The organism is Paenibacillus durus, assembly GCF_000756615.1.
In the GTDB taxonomy this organism is placed as follows: domain Bacteria; phylum Bacillota; class Bacilli; order Paenibacillales; family Paenibacillaceae; genus Paenibacillus_AQ; species Paenibacillus_AQ durus.
The window spans coordinates 797,013-813,154 of the sequence record NZ_CP009288.1 but is presented as its reverse complement, the minus strand read 5'-3'; the positions used below and the strand labels follow the sequence as shown (position 1 = coordinate 813,154).

13 protein-coding genes are annotated in these 16,142 nt (G+C 45.0%); 6 read left to right on the top strand and 7 right to left on the bottom strand.

The features are described 5' to 3' along the window. The first annotated feature begins 4 nt into the window (after window positions 1–4). From PDUR_RS03715 to PDUR_RS03695, 4 genes are all read left to right on the top strand, one after another. A complete protein-coding gene (locus PDUR_RS03715; RefSeq protein ID WP_179945179.1) occupies window positions 5–409 on the top strand; it encodes a DUF4280 domain-containing protein in 405 nt (134 codons plus the stop codon). A 24-nt stretch (window positions 410–433) separates the two neighbouring features. Then, entirely contained in the window at window positions 434–3,286 is a 2,853-nt protein-coding gene (locus tag PDUR_RS03710; RefSeq protein WP_052409990.1) for an HNH/ENDO VII family nuclease, read from the top strand. Window positions 3,287–3,315: 29 nt separating this feature from the next. Next, on the top strand, window positions 3,316–3,762 hold the full coding sequence (locus PDUR_RS03705; protein ID WP_042205155.1) for an SMI1/KNR4 family protein: 447 nt from the start codon (window positions 3,316–3,318) through the stop codon (window positions 3,760–3,762). A 543-nt stretch (window positions 3,763–4,305) separates the two neighbouring features. Beyond that, a protein-coding gene (locus PDUR_RS03695) for an IS3 family transposase (RefSeq protein ID WP_218918414.1) occupies window positions 4,306–5,449 on the top strand; the annotation gives its coding sequence in 2 pieces (ribosomal slippage) (window positions 4,306–4,580 and window positions 4,579–5,449; 1,146 coding nt in all). Between the two features lie 95 nt (window positions 5,450–5,544). Here the strand turns inward: PDUR_RS03695 and PDUR_RS03690 are convergent. The 3 genes from PDUR_RS03690 to PDUR_RS03675 all read right to left on the bottom strand — a co-directional run bounded on the left by PDUR_RS03690 (window position 5,545) and on the right by PDUR_RS03675 (window position 10,098). Then, window positions 5,545–5,841, bottom strand: a complete 297-nt coding sequence (locus PDUR_RS03690) for a hypothetical protein (protein ID WP_042205152.1) — start codon at window positions 5,839–5,841, stop codon at window positions 5,545–5,547. Window positions 5,842–5,950: 109 nt separating this feature from the next. Further along, a complete protein-coding gene (locus tag PDUR_RS03685) occupies window positions 5,951–7,366 on the bottom strand; it encodes a restriction endonuclease subunit S domain-containing protein (RefSeq protein ID WP_042205151.1) in 1,416 nt (471 codons plus the stop codon). Then, window positions 7,363–10,098, bottom strand: coding sequence for an N-6 DNA methylase (locus tag PDUR_RS03675; protein ID WP_052409986.1), 2,736 nt, complete (start codon window positions 10,096–10,098; stop codon window positions 7,363–7,365). The genes PDUR_RS03685 and PDUR_RS03675 overlap by 4 nt, the downstream gene beginning before the upstream one ends. Before the next feature lie 833 nt (window positions 10,099–10,931). Between PDUR_RS03675 and PDUR_RS03670 the strand changes: the two genes are divergently transcribed. After that, window positions 10,932–11,156, top strand: a complete 225-nt coding sequence (locus PDUR_RS03670; protein ID WP_042205150.1) for a hypothetical protein — start codon at window positions 10,932–10,934, stop codon at window positions 11,154–11,156. 122 nt (window positions 11,157–11,278) lie between these two features. Here the strand turns inward: PDUR_RS03670 and rlmD are convergent, their stop codons facing one another. From rlmD to PDUR_RS03650, 4 genes are all read right to left on the bottom strand, one after another. Then, window positions 11,279–12,880: a 23S rRNA (uracil(1939)-C(5))-methyltransferase RlmD gene (gene rlmD, locus PDUR_RS03665; RefSeq protein WP_042209026.1), complete on the bottom strand. Its 1,602-nt coding sequence runs from the start codon at window positions 12,878–12,880 to the stop codon at window positions 11,279–11,281. 69 nt (window positions 12,881–12,949) lie between these two features. Further along, window positions 12,950–13,840, bottom strand: a complete 891-nt coding sequence (locus tag PDUR_RS03660; RefSeq protein WP_042205149.1) for a diacylglycerol kinase — start codon at window positions 13,838–13,840, stop codon at window positions 12,950–12,952. Window positions 13,841–13,988: 148 nt separating this feature from the next. Then, complete coding sequence (locus PDUR_RS03655; RefSeq protein WP_042205148.1) at window positions 13,989–14,774, bottom strand: sirohydrochlorin chelatase; 786 nt, start codon at window positions 14,772–14,774, stop codon at window positions 13,989–13,991. Between the two features lie 5 nt (window positions 14,775–14,779). Further along, window positions 14,780–15,070 (bottom strand): YerC/YecD family TrpR-related protein, encoded by a 291-nt coding sequence (locus PDUR_RS03650; protein ID WP_025333183.1) that lies wholly within the window; start codon window positions 15,068–15,070, stop codon window positions 14,780–14,782. Window positions 15,071–15,432: 362 nt separating this feature from the next. Here PDUR_RS03650 and PDUR_RS03645 point away from each other — a divergent pair, with 362 nt between their 5' ends. Next, window positions 15,433–15,993: a hypothetical protein gene (locus tag PDUR_RS03645; protein ID WP_042205147.1), complete on the top strand. Its 561-nt coding sequence runs from the start codon at window positions 15,433–15,435 to the stop codon at window positions 15,991–15,993. Window positions 15,994–16,142 lie beyond the last annotated feature (149 nt).

Here is a 16,142-nt window from a genome sequence, read left to right as displayed (position 1 = left end):
TCACATGCTGCTGCCCATACTGCTCCGCGCGTTGGTACTTGGTGTACTTGGCGAAGAATATTCCTATGTGGTGAGAGGAGCCACTTTACAATGCAGTCAAGGTACAGACCCAGGGGTGCTGAATGCCATGTACAGCCATGGAATTTACATCAAGGATAAACCGGTCCTAAACGTTGCCGATGCCATACCCGGAGCGCATATCAGTAAGGAATACGCCTTTGGCTTATGTGAGCGGAAGTATGGTCTTCCCTGTAAACCCGAAATTGCTTTTGGGACCAAATGGACTCAGGGCAAAGAAAATGTGCTGATCGAGGGGGAACACGCCTTACTCAGCAAGTCCACTTTAATATGTTCTTGTCCAGGAGGCGGCGGCATCATCTCGATTCTGGATGACGGACAAGATAGTTAGTTTACGAAGCGAGGAGTCCAAGGTATGAACGTATCACCAACAGCTCTCTTAACCTATCAGCATCTGAACTTTGTCTGGCCCTACGGCGACGTGCGCTTAAATCAGATTGAAATGACCCACGAGCTTGGAGAACACGCCAAATTGTGGATTACAGGCCGCATTCAGCCCGATCAGGAAGAGGCAATAATCTCCAGGGCGAGCAGTACAGATGAAATTGAACTCTGGTATACAGACACCCGCGGTCAGCATCCCTTATTCCTGGGGCAGTTGTACAGTGTAGAAATCGAGCATCTTCATCAGGAAATACAAGTCACGATCCAGGTCATCTCCCATAGCTTCAAGCTGGATACCGAACTCAAGAACAGGTCCTTTCAGCAAGTGAACCAACAATACGTTGATATCATTGATGCGATGCTGGCCGATTATTCCGGCTCGGATAAGTTGGATGAAGCGTTTGGAAACCAAACGACGAACCAATTCATCATGCAGTATCAGGAGACGGACTGGAGCTTTCTACAACGTCTGGCTTCCCATGCCGGAGCTATGCTTCTGCCCAATATCACCGCTCACCGGATTCAAATCTGGATCGGGATTCCGGAAGCACGGCGCCAGATCGCTTTAGAGGATGCGCCGTTTCGGATGTGGCGGCGGATTTCATCCTATTTCAACCATGCGGCTAACGGAAGGACCCCTACCTCGGCCAGCGACTATACAGGGTATACCTTCGAATGGCCTGAAATCTTGCAGCCGGGCGATGAAATCAAGCGCTCTAACCTCACCTACGTCATTACTAAACGGACCGGCACGATGACAAGCGGCGTCATGACCTGGTTGTATGAATGCGCCTTGCCTCAAGGCGTGACCGTTGCCAAAACCTATAATCAGACCCTCATTGGAGCGGCGATTGAAGGCAAAATACTGGAAGTGAGCCGCAATCAGGTTCGGCTGCATTTGGATATGGATGACCAGCAGGACCCTACAGATGCCCAGTGGTTCCCCTACTCCGCCGAAGGCAATCAGGTGTGGTATCTTATGCCGGAAAAAGGCGCGCAGGTGAAGCTGTATTTTCCCACCGCGGACGAAGACGATGCCATGGTTATTCAATCGGTACGCACAACACCGTCACATGCTGCTGCTCTCCCTTCCCCTCCTTCCCACACGATCCAAGGAGCAGCGACGGAAACGCCTGCCAAACGGCACAACCGTAAAATGGCCGATCCCGGAGTCAAATCCTTTGCGAATCCGCAGGGTAAAGAAGTGTCCTTAGGGAACTCGGAGCTGAACATAAGCGCTCAGGAAGGTTCGCTGTACATATCTATGAATACCGGTCACGGCGTGACTCTTCAGAGCACACAGAATATGTTGATTCAAGCGACAGGCAGCCTGAGTCTCTCCGCCGGAAGCATCTTGCTCAAGGGGACCGACAGCTTGCATCTAAATACAACAACCGACGCGCTGGACCTTGAAGAAGGCGTGAACAACCTTAGCTCGGAAATTTTGCTTAAGGCCTCGATGCATCAGTACTATCCGGAGCCGCTCTTATCTGATTTTGAGAAGCAGGTGGCTGAAAAGGGAATCCAAGCGGTTATGGCAAGTATTGTTGTTGGTAATGTAGGTCAAACGCTGAAGGGAGAATGGGATGCATCTGTCGATTTTGTGAAAGGAGTCTGGAACTCGGCTGTCGATGCAGCAGACATCGGGGTCATGGTCATGACTCCCTTGGTTATGCCTGGTAACGTCACAGGCAAAGGTTTTCTGGAACGTAACGAGACAGTAGAAGGGATTAAGCAGGGGATTGAGAAAGGCGTTGAGAAAGGTGCTCGGTATGTCGAAATCATTAAGAACGCACCTGACGTAAAACAAGGATTTATCAACGTTGGAAATGAAGCTAAAAATGACGCTAATTATGTATGGGATAGCGTGACAGAGCCTTTCGCAAAAAAATGGGATAACTTCATCCCCAACCCGTTGACCGATACCAAACAGGAAAGTTACGATGCGGGATATGACAGTGTAAAAGCTGTAGAACGTGCAGTAGATATATTTACGGTTGCTAAGGGAGGAGCTAAACTCGCTAGGAATCTAGGAAAGCTGGGCAAAGAAGAAGCCTCTCTGTCTAAAGGACACAAGGATGTGGAGGAACAAAGCGGCGGAAAAAGCGGCCCCGCTGCATTACTCGGGGACACAGCGAAAGCAGACTCCGCTCTAGCCAAGGCCGGAGATGGAAAATTGAAAACCCATGCCATCAGCATCCCGAACAGTCCCGCATCCTTGGAACGCTTTCTACAAAGCATAGCCCAAAAGATGAACCTGGGGTTTGGCTCCTTTACTCCTGCAACAGCCGGTGGACATTGGTCTTTCCACGGTCAGGGTCCTGACCCTCATCCGACCTCCAAGGGTTCGGGTGATCTCTCACCGGAAAGACAAAAGCAAAAAAATGCGCTAGAATCAGGGGAGTATACGGGTAGAAGTTCTGGGGGAGCGGGTAATACTTACACACCTGTCGAATACCAAGGTAAAACAAAGGTCGATGGACAGACGAAAGATATAAGTAGGCGTGTTTATCAGAGGAGCGATATTGATTGGAATCAAGTTGACCCAGAAACTGGGCTAACTAACCTTGAATTAATGAAAAAAGGCAGACCGCCGTATTGGAAAGATGGTACTAAAGTAGAACTTCACCATACCATCCAATTAGAACCAGGACCAATGGTAGAATTACCTGCTAGTTTACACGATGAATATAGTAAAATATTACATGGGTTAGTTGAAAATGGTGGTAGTTTCAGGAATAATCCTGCATTAGAAAAACAGTACAACAATTTCAGATCAAAGTACTGGAGATGGAGAGCCAAGCAACTTGAAGGGAAAGAGTAAGATAATTTCTTTTTCAGGAGGGATAAAAATTGGAACTTGACGAACTGATAGCTTTTATTCATGAACACTCTGACGATACTGATTTTACTGGTGGAATCCCCGATGCGGACATCGAAAAAATCGAACGGGAACTAAAGGTTGAGTTTCCGCAAAGCTATAAATGGTTCTTGAACAACTATGGCTCGGGTGGCTTGTTCGGTGTAGATATACTAGGTTATGGGAAATCTTCAATTCCTTCTGTAGTTTCAAATACTGAAAGGCTTCGTAATCTCGGACTACCACCTGAATACATTGTCATTGAAAACTGTGAAGAATTCTTTTATTGCATTGATGCAGGGACTTTATTGGATGGTGATTGTCCAATTATATCATGGGATAGAGTGGCAGGATTCAGTGGGAAACGAGCAGATAACTTTTATGATTTCTTATCCAATAGACTCAGTGAAGCTAAAGAGAACTGGGATGAAGACTTTTAAGGGTGAATAGGTGGACTGCCCAGTGCCGAATGAACTCTACCTCATCATTACCAATGCAACCTTTATTCTACCTGTAAGAAGTTTTCGCGAATTATGATGTACGTACAAAAGCTACAAAAATGTACCCTATTTAACGTATAACGTTACATTGAACAGGTCGATTATGGTCAGATACCACCATAATCGACCTGTTTTTTGTTATCCTTATTACTTAAATAGGATATTTTTCAATTTTTATATTTACATATAAACCCAATTTTCTTAATGAATAATATTTTTTTAAGATAATTTAACAGCTCACTACACAAAAACAATAACTTGCCATCCCTCCCCATCAGAGTTAACATGCACACATTCCAACCACGGGAGGGGGAGTACAATATGTCAAATTGGCCGAATTGGTTTCTGGAAGCGTTACGCCAGCGATTAAAATTGACCTTAGATTATGTTCATTATAATTTTCCTTCAAAAAGATAGCATTATATAATGGGCGGAATATAATGCTACATAGAATCTAGACAGCAAAAAAGGAGATTCTTAGTTGTGCCAACATCAAGACGAACATTCACGCCGGAAGAAAAAGCACGAATTGTACTGGAGATTCTAAGAGAAGAAAAGTCCATTTCGCAGCTGGCTTCGGAAGAAGGAATCCATCCCAATGTGTTAAATCGCTGGAAGAATGAAGCGACTCAAAATCTGGCTCAGCTCTTTGTAGACGACCGGAAAGGGATCACGAAGATGAAAAAAGAATACGAGCAGCAGATCGAAGACCTCTACGCCGAAGTGGGTAAACTGACCACCCAATTGTCGTGGCTCAAAAAAAAATCTGGCCGATAATCTCAGCCGTGCCGAACGGTTGCTCCTCGTCGAGTATGGGAACGCTGAACTTTCCATTCAAACGCAGGCGGACTTGCTCAGCCTGAATCGTTCCAGCCTGTATTACAAGCCGGTCCCTCCCTCCCCGGAGGAAATTCGCCTCAAGCACCGGATTGACGAGCTTTACACCCGCCATTCGTTTATGGGTTACCGGACGATTGCGGCCATCATGAACCGGGAAGGGGATGCTATTCATCCCAACACCGTACGGCGGTATATGCGGGAAATGGGGATCATGGCGATCTTCCCCGGTCCTAACCTGAGTAAGCGAGACCTACAGCACCGGATCTACCCGTACCTGCTGCGTAAGCTGCCGATTACAGCGCCGGATCAGGTCTGGAGTGTCGATATTACCTATATCCGCATGAAACAGGGCTGGATGTATCTGTATGCCGTCATGGACTGGTATTCGCGCTTCATTGTGGACTGGCAACTGGATCAAAGTCTGGAAATTGACTTTGTCCTGGAAACCATGAAACGCGCCTTGGCCCGTCGTGTTCCGTCCATCGTGAACAGCGACCAGGGCAGCCACTTCACCAGTCCCAAGTACATTGATCTGCTCAAGGAAAAGGAGATTCGGATCAGCATGGACGGGAAGGGCCGAGCGACAGACAATATTGTCATTGAGCGCTTTTGGCGCAGCCTAAAGTACAACGAAATTTACATCAACGAGTATGGCAGTCCAAGAGAGACCCGGCAGGGTGTAGGAGGATATATCCATTTGCATAATCACTACCTGCCTCATCAGTCCCTGCAAAACCATACGCCGGCTGCTGTGTATAACCAGGAGGTCATGCTTTCATCCACATAGGAATAAGGTGAAGGGAACTTTGTTCCCCTCCCGCGCCTTCGCTTGGGCCTTGTCCTCCACCTACAACAGCTCTACTTTTCACTTTGCACTTTTTTTCACACCTTAAATATATTCAAATCTCTGTCTTGACATCTTGTAGCACCATAGAAAGTAGTTTCTTTACTTTTCACCGAAGCGCCAATTTTTTTTAATATGGCCAATCTTTCATCTTCATTTTTTTCATTCCAATTATATAAAGACGAGGCAGAATCTATATCAGATGTTGTAAACAAAATCAATCGTTTAACATCATTTAGTCTTTCAAACTCCTTCAGCCAATTTTTCAGCGTTTTCCAGAAATCAATATTCCGATCTATGAGTCTTGATTTATTTACGTGATGCTTTACTTCCATTTGAAAAGAATTATTTTAACTCTCTGTACTGGTTAACCCTAAACTGAATATTTTTTATTGTCCTCTATTTAAGTTTAATCACCTCGGAATTCTCTCTAATATACATTCGCTAATTAAGAATTACTTTTTCTATTAGCTGACTTAGCTCTTTTTTCTTATCTTCTATTTTCTTTTCAATCTCTCTCTGAGCATCTATTTGCTTTTCAATACTATTTACAATTTCGATTTGTATATCATGCTGAGGGATTGGTAATAAAAAATTTGATAGTTCACTTGAAGAAATCTTTACCATAGTTTGATTCTTACCTTTTGAAACGTATTTAAAATAAAGTCGCCCTATAAAAGAGTTAAATACCAGCGCCAAATACTTTTTATTTATCAATTTTTCGTTTAATTCTACCTTAATATATAAATCCGGGTAAATAATATCCTGGTTTACTTCAGATTCAACTATACTTGCGAGAGCAACTAAATCAACAGTATTTCCTCTACTTACAAAAAAATCCCCTTGACGAATAAAGAAACTGTCAATATTTTTTTTTGTCTCTATCGTTGATTTTGTTGGGTCAATATTCAATCTACCCTCAAAACTAAAATGTTCTTGACCTAGTACTGGAATACCTTCCCCACCTTCAATTGATTCAGGACTCCATCCATTATTCGTATTTATGATATAGTTCCCAAGCAAATCAATACAATTAATGTTTTTATAAAGATTTCTTTGTATATTCTGCATTTTATTCCATCTAAAACTAACACGTAGGTTATCATTATTAATACAAATGTTGCTTAGATTCACATTTAATTTTTTACCACTATCTATTGATAACTGTTCCTCAGTGTTAAGATTAAACTTTGTTGAAAAAACTTTATTTATCACTTCGTATTTGCTGCACTTAGTAGATTTTAATTGGTTTATAGAATACTCTAAAGATTCAATGAACTTCAATAATTTATCTTGAAGATTTGGATTTAAATCAGGTAGCACAATTTTTGTTAGATGGTCTGTGTTCAATCCTGGTTGACCCTTCTTACGGTATGCGAGATCCTTTATTTGAAGCTGGACAAATTGACTTCTGATTAGATGAAAAAGTATTTTTTGATTTAGTCGTCCATTCCCCCTAAAGATATAAACATGTTCGTTAACCATTACCTCTTTTACTGGAAATACATCGGTAACAAAACAAGACTTCCCTGTTAAAGCTCCATCTTTACAGATCAAGATATCCCTAGTTAATACTTTTCCTTTATCTGAATTTTCATAAAAATGAAGTGGAACCAAAGGCATCCTCGATAAATCAACACTCCCATCGATACCAATTTGCTCACCACCCAGACTCAGTGCACAGTCTTCGTCCTCTAGATAAACTATACCTCCTTCAGGTCTACTACCTGATTCAAAAGACTCAAGGCAATCCATCAACTTAACTAGTGGGTGCTTTGTTACAGGTAATTCCTCTGTGTAACAAAGACGTAAGCTGTCACTGTTCGCTAACGAAAATAAGTTTACTATTGCTTTCTTCACTTCCAAACTACCTCCTGCCTTATGGCATCTAAGATAGTTTGAACAGTAGTTTTTCGAAGTAATATGTCATCACTTCTATAACGAGAAAGCAAACCATTTTTGAATTGACTTATTAATTCCATATCTGTCCGTTCTTCATATTCTTCTTTCAATAAATCATTAGCATAAAAAGTAGTTAGTATATTTTCAACTTCTTCTTTTTCAGCTGCAATAGTTTCTAATAGTGAATTTAATGCATTTACAGCTTCCGTCAGTTTATCAGTTTTCTTCTGAGTGACTACATTTTGTTTTTCCCTATCTTCTAAGTCCTTCTTTTCAGCTTCTAATTGTTCCAAATTTCCCGTTAAATCATTAATTTCTCCAACATAACTATTTATCACATCACTATATTTAAGCTCATTAGGTGCATACTCAAGATCATATAGATCATTGGGCATTAGTGATTCGCCCCTTTTTGTTCGTTTGTATCCAATATTTTCAGCTTCAGCCATAAATATAGTGTAGTTTAATTCTTTTGATACCTCTCCAAATACCCACCAAGCATTATAAAATCCAAAAACATTAGTTTCTTTTTCGTACTTAGATAAATTTATAATTTCCATTTTGAATTTAGTCAGAAGCTCTTTAATACTAAGTTCCTCATCTTCTTTTGAAATGTAGTCTTTCAAAAAACGTTTGATATTTTTAGTGATATTTCCTATATTACCTTCCTCAATGTCGGTTATAACATCTTTAGCCCACTTTTTATTGAGTTCTTTACCTTCAACAAAGTACGAATTGTAGTCATTAATTCTTGTTAGCAATAAACTCCATTCTTTTCCGTACTTTTCCCAGAGTTCATTCCATTTTTCAACTTCTTTCTTATTTTTTTTCTGTGCAAAAAGCAGGCTTGTTTTTGTAGAAGTAAAAGGTTCAAAAGTTGAATTTGGCAAACTAATCACAGCTTTGATATTGAAATATTTGAATAAGAAAAGTCGAATATATTTGTTTTCAGTTGTATCAAATATACTTTCTGGTAAAACTACCCCCAAACGTCCACCTTCTTTAAGAAGCTGATAGTATCGTTCAATAAAAAGGTTTTCAGAGTTTTTCTTGTTACCAAAAAGGAAAGTATTCTTTATTTGTCTTTGAGTTTGCGTGTCCAAATCAACACTAAATGGTGGGTTACTTACAACAACATCAAATTTACCATTTACATCTTTATCGTTGTAAATAGATTCTGCATACGCTGTTTCCAAATAGTTTGGTGAAGTTTCTTTAATGTAATTTCGGAAAGGTAACAACCCATCCTTCACAAAAATATTTGTAGAACCGTCCCCGTGTAAGATCATATTCACTTTGGATGCGGTTCCTAAATCGAAATTGATCTCAGAACCATATAAATATTCCCTCGCCCATTTATTCTCGTTATTGTCAGGAGCAAACAGCTCTTCAAAGCGTTGTTTAATTTGACGGCTCGATTTCACTTTATTCTTTTGCTTGTATTTTATTTCTTTAGTGATAAGTTTCATAGCTTCTACCAAATATGTTCCGCTTCCAGCAGAAGGGTCAATGATTAATGGTAATTCTCTTGCATTATTTAACCTTTCAATTGCAAGGTTATCGAGTTGTAAAGCATAAAGTATGAATTTAACAATTGGAGTTGGTGTAAAAAACTGTCCTTTATTTTGTTTAAATCCATCTCTGGTAATACTTTCGAAAAAATCACCTAAAACATCTTTTCCATCTAGGGAACTTCGCCCTTCCAAAAAGGAAAATGACTCCAAAGACTGAACAGTATAAACCAGCTTATTTAATGGGAACTTGTTGCGATTAATAACGTTATCGTCATCAATCTTTTGTTGCTCTGATACATTAAGTTGTTGCTTTAAAGCTCTTTTATAAAGGGCATTTATACGTTCATAAATTTTATTTTGACTTTCAATGTTATTACCATATTGATATACCTGAAAATCATATTCTTTTGCATCTTCTTTCTCGTATTCATCTTGAATTTTAGCTAGAATAATATTTACAAGTGAATAAAATATTTCACTATCGTTAGTTCCTCCCCCACCCCATAGAACATTATGCAAGTTTTTTCCGAGAGCTGCAATTTCTTCACGATTTATTCTAACCCTCAAGTCGTTTTTTTCATCACCTTTAGTCAGTGGTTGCTTCTTAGGCTCTCCATAACCAGCAGTTAACTCCGTTCCTATAGATATAAAGCCGTCATTTTCCCAATCCACATAGGTCTTATATTTTTCAAAATCAATAATTATTGATCTATCTACAACTTCCTCATCTAGTAATTCGGTTGTGTAATAAACCAAATACTTCACCTTTGTCTTAAAATCACGTTCTTCTGCTTGAGCAAGTGCGAATAGTTGCCCTTCAATTTCCGATTTATCCTTCTCATACTTGTTTGGTGCTTTTACTTCAATAAAAAAGAAAGGGTTACCACTTTCATCTTTAACCAACACATCAACTCTTGGATTAATCTTGCTGTGCCCACCCTTTATTGTGTACTCTTTTTCAACTTCAAGATTTTCAGGTTTATAGTCAAGTTCGTTAACCAAACGATCAATTACAAATGCTCTTACAACTTCCTCATCGCCTGTCAGTATTCTAAGGTTCCTGTTATGTTTAATTTCTTCCGCATAGCTAACACTTTCTTTTTCTATATTTATGCTTGCTACACTATTTTTCTCTTTTTTGAGTTTATTTTCTACCATCAATTTCCAGTTTTCCATAAAAATTTAGTCCTTTCTGCAATCAATATTTAGGAATGATACAGTAGATTATTTAAGAATGCATTTCATATTCCAGCAATTTAGCTCTTAAAATTATTCTACAACCCAACAGGAAACCCCTTTATTCGACAGTTAATCATAATATAAAATCAAAAACAGAAGACGAGAACTCCTTTGATCAAGATTGAACTGTGACCCATAAGAGGGTCACTTTTTTCAAAGTGTCCTTCTTATGGGTCACAGTTAATGTTTTTGAAACCATTATTTATGATAACTAGGGATCCCGGAATGACCTCTTTTTTACTTTGTGCTCTTACTACAGCTGTTGTCCAGATATTGTGCAAGATATTCGCCAATTAGTCGGCCGACTGTATGCCTGGCTATTTAGATAATAGCCCCTGGGGGCACCCTTACCAGGTTTGGGTACGTCGCCTGTATAAACCACGTCGTTTAGTACTCGGTCGATAACTAGCATGGCCGATAAGGGCGCTGCGTAAGTGCTTCGTGCTGGTCTGCTGACCTATCGGACCTACCAGTTCGCCTTCCAGGTTCGCAGCTTCTAGCAGTACAAGCTGTACCGCGAAAGGGCTCCGCTTACCGTTCCGTCTTGCAACTCTATCTTAGCGTCCTGACCGCCTACTTGGCCTGCGACTGTATATCTCATTTCGAAGCACCTTGGATAACGGCCTGTATAAGTAAAGAGGTCTTTACAATTATATATGCAATTCTCTATACCGTCATATTGCTATCTCTAGGTAATAGATGTTACCTAGAGATAAATCTAGCGCCTTACGTTGGCTTGCTGTACTCTTATTAAAAAGGTGTTGTAGACAATGGATAACTACGAATTGTTCAAAAGAAACAACGGAATTGAAATAAGCAGGGAAGACTTCGAAGCTGGGGTATCGTACAAGAACGGTAAGATAGAAGGACACCCCGCTTTAATCATAGTTGTAGAAGAACTCATTGGGTCGGTTGTAGCGCCATATAACAAGAGAACCGTCGAAAGGCACCTTATCCAAAGCCATATTGCCGCCGCCAAAAAGACCGTAGAGTAGGATAAATAAACAAAATCCGTGTAGGACTGGATACACCCAGCTGCGCGGCTTTCTCTTGTTATAGCTTCAAATAAGTTGTCTGCTTTGAAGCTTCAACAAAAAAACCTTTATATCAAAGCTTATCAGTTCTCTGTTTCATTCCATACTAATAAAGCAACTGATTCCACATGCACCGTCCACGGAAACATATCCACCGGCTGCACCTCGACGGTCCGATACCCACCATCCTCCAACACCCGCAAATCCCTTGCCAGGGTGGACGGATTACAGGACACATACACCACCCGCTCGGGCTTCATTTCCAGGATCGTCTCCAGCAGGCGGGGATCGCAGCCTTTGCGTGGGGGATCGACGACGATGACATCGGCAGTGATGCCCTGCTCTTTCCAGTTTGGAATGACGTCTTCGGATGCGCCGACCTCGAACACTACATTGTTCATGTTGTTAAGCTTTGCGTTCGACCGCGCATCCTCGATGGCTTCGCGGACGATTTCGACACCGTATACCTTGTCCGCATGCTGCGCGAGGAACAGGGAAATCGTGCCGATGCCGCAGTAAGCGTCGATGACGGTTTCGCGGCCGGTCAGTCCGGCGTATTCGACCGTTTTGCCGTACAACACTTCGGTCTGCGCCGGGTTCACCTGGTAAAAAGACCGCGCCGAAATGGCGAACTGCACATCGCCGATATAATCATAGATGACGTCTCTGCCCCACAATACGCGGGTCTCGCCGCCAAAAATAACGTTCGTCCGCTGCGTATTGACGTTCTGGCAGATGCTCACGACATCCGGGAGTTCCTCCCGGATGCTGCCGATCCAGGCGTCAAAATGCGGGATATCCCGTCCGTTCGTCACCAGCACCAGCATCATCTCTCCGGTACGGAACGCCTTCTTGACGATGACATGCCGCAGCAGGCCGCGGCCGGTTTCTTCATTATATGCGGAGATGCCGAGCTCCTGGCCGATTCGCTTGACGGCCGATACGACGGCGTCGTTATGCTCATGCTGAATCAGACAGGTCTCCATGTCGATAATCCGGTGGCTGCCGCGCGCGTAAAAGCCGCCGACTAGTCCACCGTCGGTAACGCCGATCGGCACCTGCGCTTTATTGCGGTAGCGCCAGGGCTCGTCCATACCGAGCGTCGGCCGCACCACAATTCCGCCGCTCCGGAGGGGCTCGCCGGAGTTGGCGATCGCTTCATCGCCTTCCAGCGAATTCCCTCCCTGCGGCGCTCCCGCCTGAGCTTCACCATCACGCTCACCCGGCTCCCCGCTCGGCTCCCGTTCGCCCCGCGGCTCTCCGTTCGCTTCATCCCCCGCCACATCCAACTTCCCAATCCGCTCCAGGTTGTCCACTACAAGCTGCCGCTTCCACTTGAGCTGCGCAGCATAGTCCATATGCTGCAGCTGGCAGCCGCCGCATTGGTCATAGATCGGGCAGGGCGGCGCGATGCGGGAAGCGCTTGCCTCTACAAGCTCAAGCAGCTTGGCGTATCCGTACTGCTTCTTCGTCTTGAGCACCTTGGCCTGGACTTTCTCTCCGGGAAGCGCCCCCTGCACAAAAAGGGTATAGCCCTCTACCCGGCCTACCCCTTCGCCTTCATGCGTCATGCCGATGATATCCAGCACGACCTCATCGTTTTTATTTACAGGCAGCCCGGCGGCGACTCCCGCCGCCTTACTGTCCAGGCGGCCTTGACGGCGGCCGCTGCGGTTATTATTCATTCGCTTGGTTTCACTTCTTTCATGATCTTCATTATTCATGGTGTGTATCGCATTTCGCCTTCATACTGCTTACGAATTCTGCGCGAATATCCGCAAATGCTGTGGCAGGATACGAAAATGGCCCGGAAGGGTCCCGCCCAGCTCTCCGTCCAGATTGAGCTGGACATAACCGGGAGAGGTGACTTCCATTTCATTCGTACGGAAATACACAACTTTTTTATCCTGCAGATGCTCGCCGCGCAGCGCCAGGGTAACCAGGCGGATTAACTCGGCGAGGTTGCATTTTTTCAGGGCGATCACATCGAACAGCCCATCGTCAATCCGCGCATCAGGAGCGAGCTTCTCGAACCCTCCGACGGAATTCGTGTTGGCAATCAGGAACAGCATGAATTCGTCATGGATCAACTCCTGTCCGCTTGCGCGGATCACCAGCTCTGTCGGAGACAGGCTGGCCATTTTCTCGATTCCTTTTAAATAATAGGCGAGCTGCCCCATCATCGTCTTCAGCCTGCTGGGTACTTCGTATGTCAGCTCGGTCAGCGTGCCGCCGCCGGCAATATTGATAAAATAGCGGTCATTGGCTTTGCCAAGGTCAATAAGACGCGATTGCTGCTGAATAATCAGATCGCAGGATTCTTCCCAGTGCTTCGGAATACCCATAGCGCGCGCAAAATCATTTGTGGTTCCCAGCGGGAGCACCCCAAGAGGAGGAAGATTCGGCTTCTCCGCCATCCCGTTAACTACCTCATTCAGCGTACCGTCGCCGCCGGCCGCAATAATGAGATCGTATCCGCGATTCACCGCATCGGCCGCCGCCGCTGTCGCATCGCCTTCTCCCGTCGTCGCATGAGTGGTAGCCTCAATGCCGCCCTGGTCGAGACGGTCCAGAATATCGGCAAGCCTTCTCCTCATTTCTTCCCGTCCAGAAGTTGGATTATATATTAATCTCGCAGTTTTCATTACCGGAACTCCACCCGTTTCTTTATTGAACAACTTAACTGATTATACCCAATTCTGAAGGGCACAATCAATATATGTGGGTAATAGAGGAAAAAGCACATGAGGATTGCGGTTATACCCGCAGCACGATTTACGGATCAGGTACGGATTACCGGCCCGCTTCACTTTCTCCTGCGCGCAGCCTTTTCAGCATCTCCACCACTTGAGCCGCGATAAAGTGCGGCAGCAGCGGGTGTGGCAGCAGTGTTTTTCCGGTATATTTATAGATTAATCCTTGGAGCCTCCCCGGAATGACATTCTTGGTAAAGTAGCCTTCACTTAAAAAAATCGGCGCGACCAGCACCTCATGTCCCTGTTCCCGCCAGTACCGTACCTTATCGCCTACACTGTCCGGACTCAGCAGCGCATAATCCGCCGCCGCAATGCCGCTGACCCTGCGGACGCATTCCGCCAGCGACGACATTCCGCGCTCCCAGCGCTGCCGGAAGCCGGCATGCACACTCCCGTGGCCGACCAGCAGAATAGTCTCCCTGGCGGGATTAACCGACAGCTCCCGGATCTTATCCCAGACCATGACCGCGATATCCGGATCGTCGTCAACGGGGTCGCCATAGTGAACGCGGGCTGTTACTCTAAACGGCTGAAGATCGGTCTCTTTTTCCGGTTCATCCTTGGCTCCGAGCGCATAGGCTATCTCATCAACATGGGTGCTGCCCGACGAGACGAACAGCGGAATGACCAGAATATCTGTAACGCCCTGCCCTTCCAATGCATCGATCCCGTCCTGAATGGAACGCCCTTCCACCAGCTCCAAAAAAGAAACCGCCACGGGAAGATCTTCCCGCAGCGATAATTCACTTACCCCTTCATCGACGATAGCCACCCAGGACGTATCGCGCGAACCGTGACTGATGATGAGCACGCCCGGGTTCATCGGTGTCAGCGCCCCAAGCGTTCCAGCGTCAGCTTATAGCCGTCATTACCATAGTTAAGGCACCGTTTAACCCGCGAGATGGTCGCCGTGCTCGCACCGGTCTCCGCTTCAATCTGGTTATAAGTGCAGCCTTTGCCCAGCATACGCGCAACTTCAAGGCGCTGCGAAAGCGACTGAATCTCGTTCACCGTGCACAGGTCGTCAAAAAACACATAGCATTCTTCCATATTTTTTAAAGTTAAAATGGCCTCAAACAGTTGATCGATACTTTTATCGTTCAGCTTCTTCAGCTGCATAATATAATCATCCCCTAATGTGGCTTACTGCCTTTACTATATTGCACCAGAGCGCTTTTTTCAAGCATTAACGATTTCACGCTGTAAAGAATGAAAATCACGGACAACTGTCCACTCCATATGTACAAAACGTTAATATCTGCTGCTCCCTGTTCCGCTCTCCCATCTATCAGCACCATTCCTATCTTACTGCATCAGGGCATCAAAAACAAAGCCGGACAAGGATTATTCAAGATTTCCCCGGCTGTTGGGCGTCTGCCCTTTTCCGCTTTTATCCCTGTAACCCCGGGCATCCGTCCATACCTTATGTTCGCCCATGACATACAGTATAGCAAAAATAACCGACAAAGGAATGTGATATCATGCCTCAGCATTACTATAATCATTCCCATCGCAGCAGCCGCGCGCTGGCTGACCCGTTCAATTCGTCCCCCTACCCCGGCATCAATACTTACGTGCAGGTGCCGGGACCTGGAGGAGCAGGCGCACTCTCTTCTTTGGGAGCGGAAGCAGCCGAAACCGCGCTTGCGGCTCCGGCAGCAGCAGAGACGGCTGCTAAAAGCGGCGGACTGCTCGGAAACCTCGGCGGACTCGCCAACCTGGGGAATATGGAGCAGATCAAGGGCATTATCGACCGCATGGGGGGAATCGACGGGATCGTTAGTTCCGTAGGCAAAGTACAGAAGGTCATGCAGGGCTTTCAGCAGATGGCTCCAATGTTCAAGCTCGTTATGGGCAGCATAGGAAAAGGTAAAGGGGCGGGTGCGCTAGGCGCTGCGACCGGCCTGCTCGCGGCGGAAGAAGATTCCGCAGCCTACAAGCCTCGCCGGCGCAGCAAAAGAAGCGCCCCAAAGCGCCGCAGTTCAGGCTCTTCGGGGCGGCGGCGTTCCGGTTCGTCCTCAGGCAGACGGCGCCGCAAGTAAGCGGCGCCACCTTAAGCTCTGGCGGCAGGGATCGTTATTCTGACCGCAGCCGCCAGAACCCCATATGTAATTGAAGAGAAGGCGCTAATGAAGGAGTCGGCGGCGTCTTCGAAAGGGCACCAAGCGTTGCTTTTCTTACGAGCGCCTGT

Excerpts from the sequence above, each read along its gene's own strand:
- PDUR_RS03690 (WP_042205152.1), bottom strand. The coding sequence starts at position 5,841 with ATGGAAGTAAAGCATCACGTAAATAAATCAAGACTCATAGATCGGAAT.
- PDUR_RS03660 (WP_042205149.1), bottom strand. The coding sequence starts at position 13,840 with ATGAAAACTGCGAGATTAATATATAATCCAACTTCTGGACGGGAAGAA.
- PDUR_RS03675 (WP_052409986.1), bottom strand. The coding sequence starts at position 10,098 with ATGGAAAACTGGAAATTGATGGTAGAAAATAAACTCAAAAAAGAGAAA.
- PDUR_RS03715 (WP_179945179.1), top strand. The coding sequence starts at position 5 with ATGCTGCTGCCCATACTGCTCCGCGCGTTGGTACTTGGTGTACTTGGC.
- PDUR_RS03645 (WP_042205147.1), top strand. The coding sequence starts at position 15,433 with ATGCCTCAGCATTACTATAATCATTCCCATCGCAGCAGCCGCGCGCTG.
- PDUR_RS03670 (WP_042205150.1), top strand. The coding sequence starts at position 10,932 with ATGGATAACTACGAATTGTTCAAAAGAAACAACGGAATTGAAATAAGC.
- PDUR_RS03650 (WP_025333183.1), bottom strand. The coding sequence starts at position 15,070 with ATGCAGCTGAAGAAGCTGAACGATAAAAGTATCGATCAACTGTTTGAG.
- PDUR_RS03655 (WP_042205148.1), bottom strand. The coding sequence starts at position 14,774 with ATGAACCCGGGCGTGCTCATCATCAGTCACGGTTCGCGCGATACGTCC.
- PDUR_RS03710 (WP_052409990.1), top strand. The coding sequence starts at position 434 with ATGAACGTATCACCAACAGCTCTCTTAACCTATCAGCATCTGAACTTT.
- rlmD (WP_042209026.1), bottom strand. The coding sequence starts at position 12,880 with ATGAATAATAACCGCAGCGGCCGCCGTCAAGGCCGCCTGGACAGTAAG.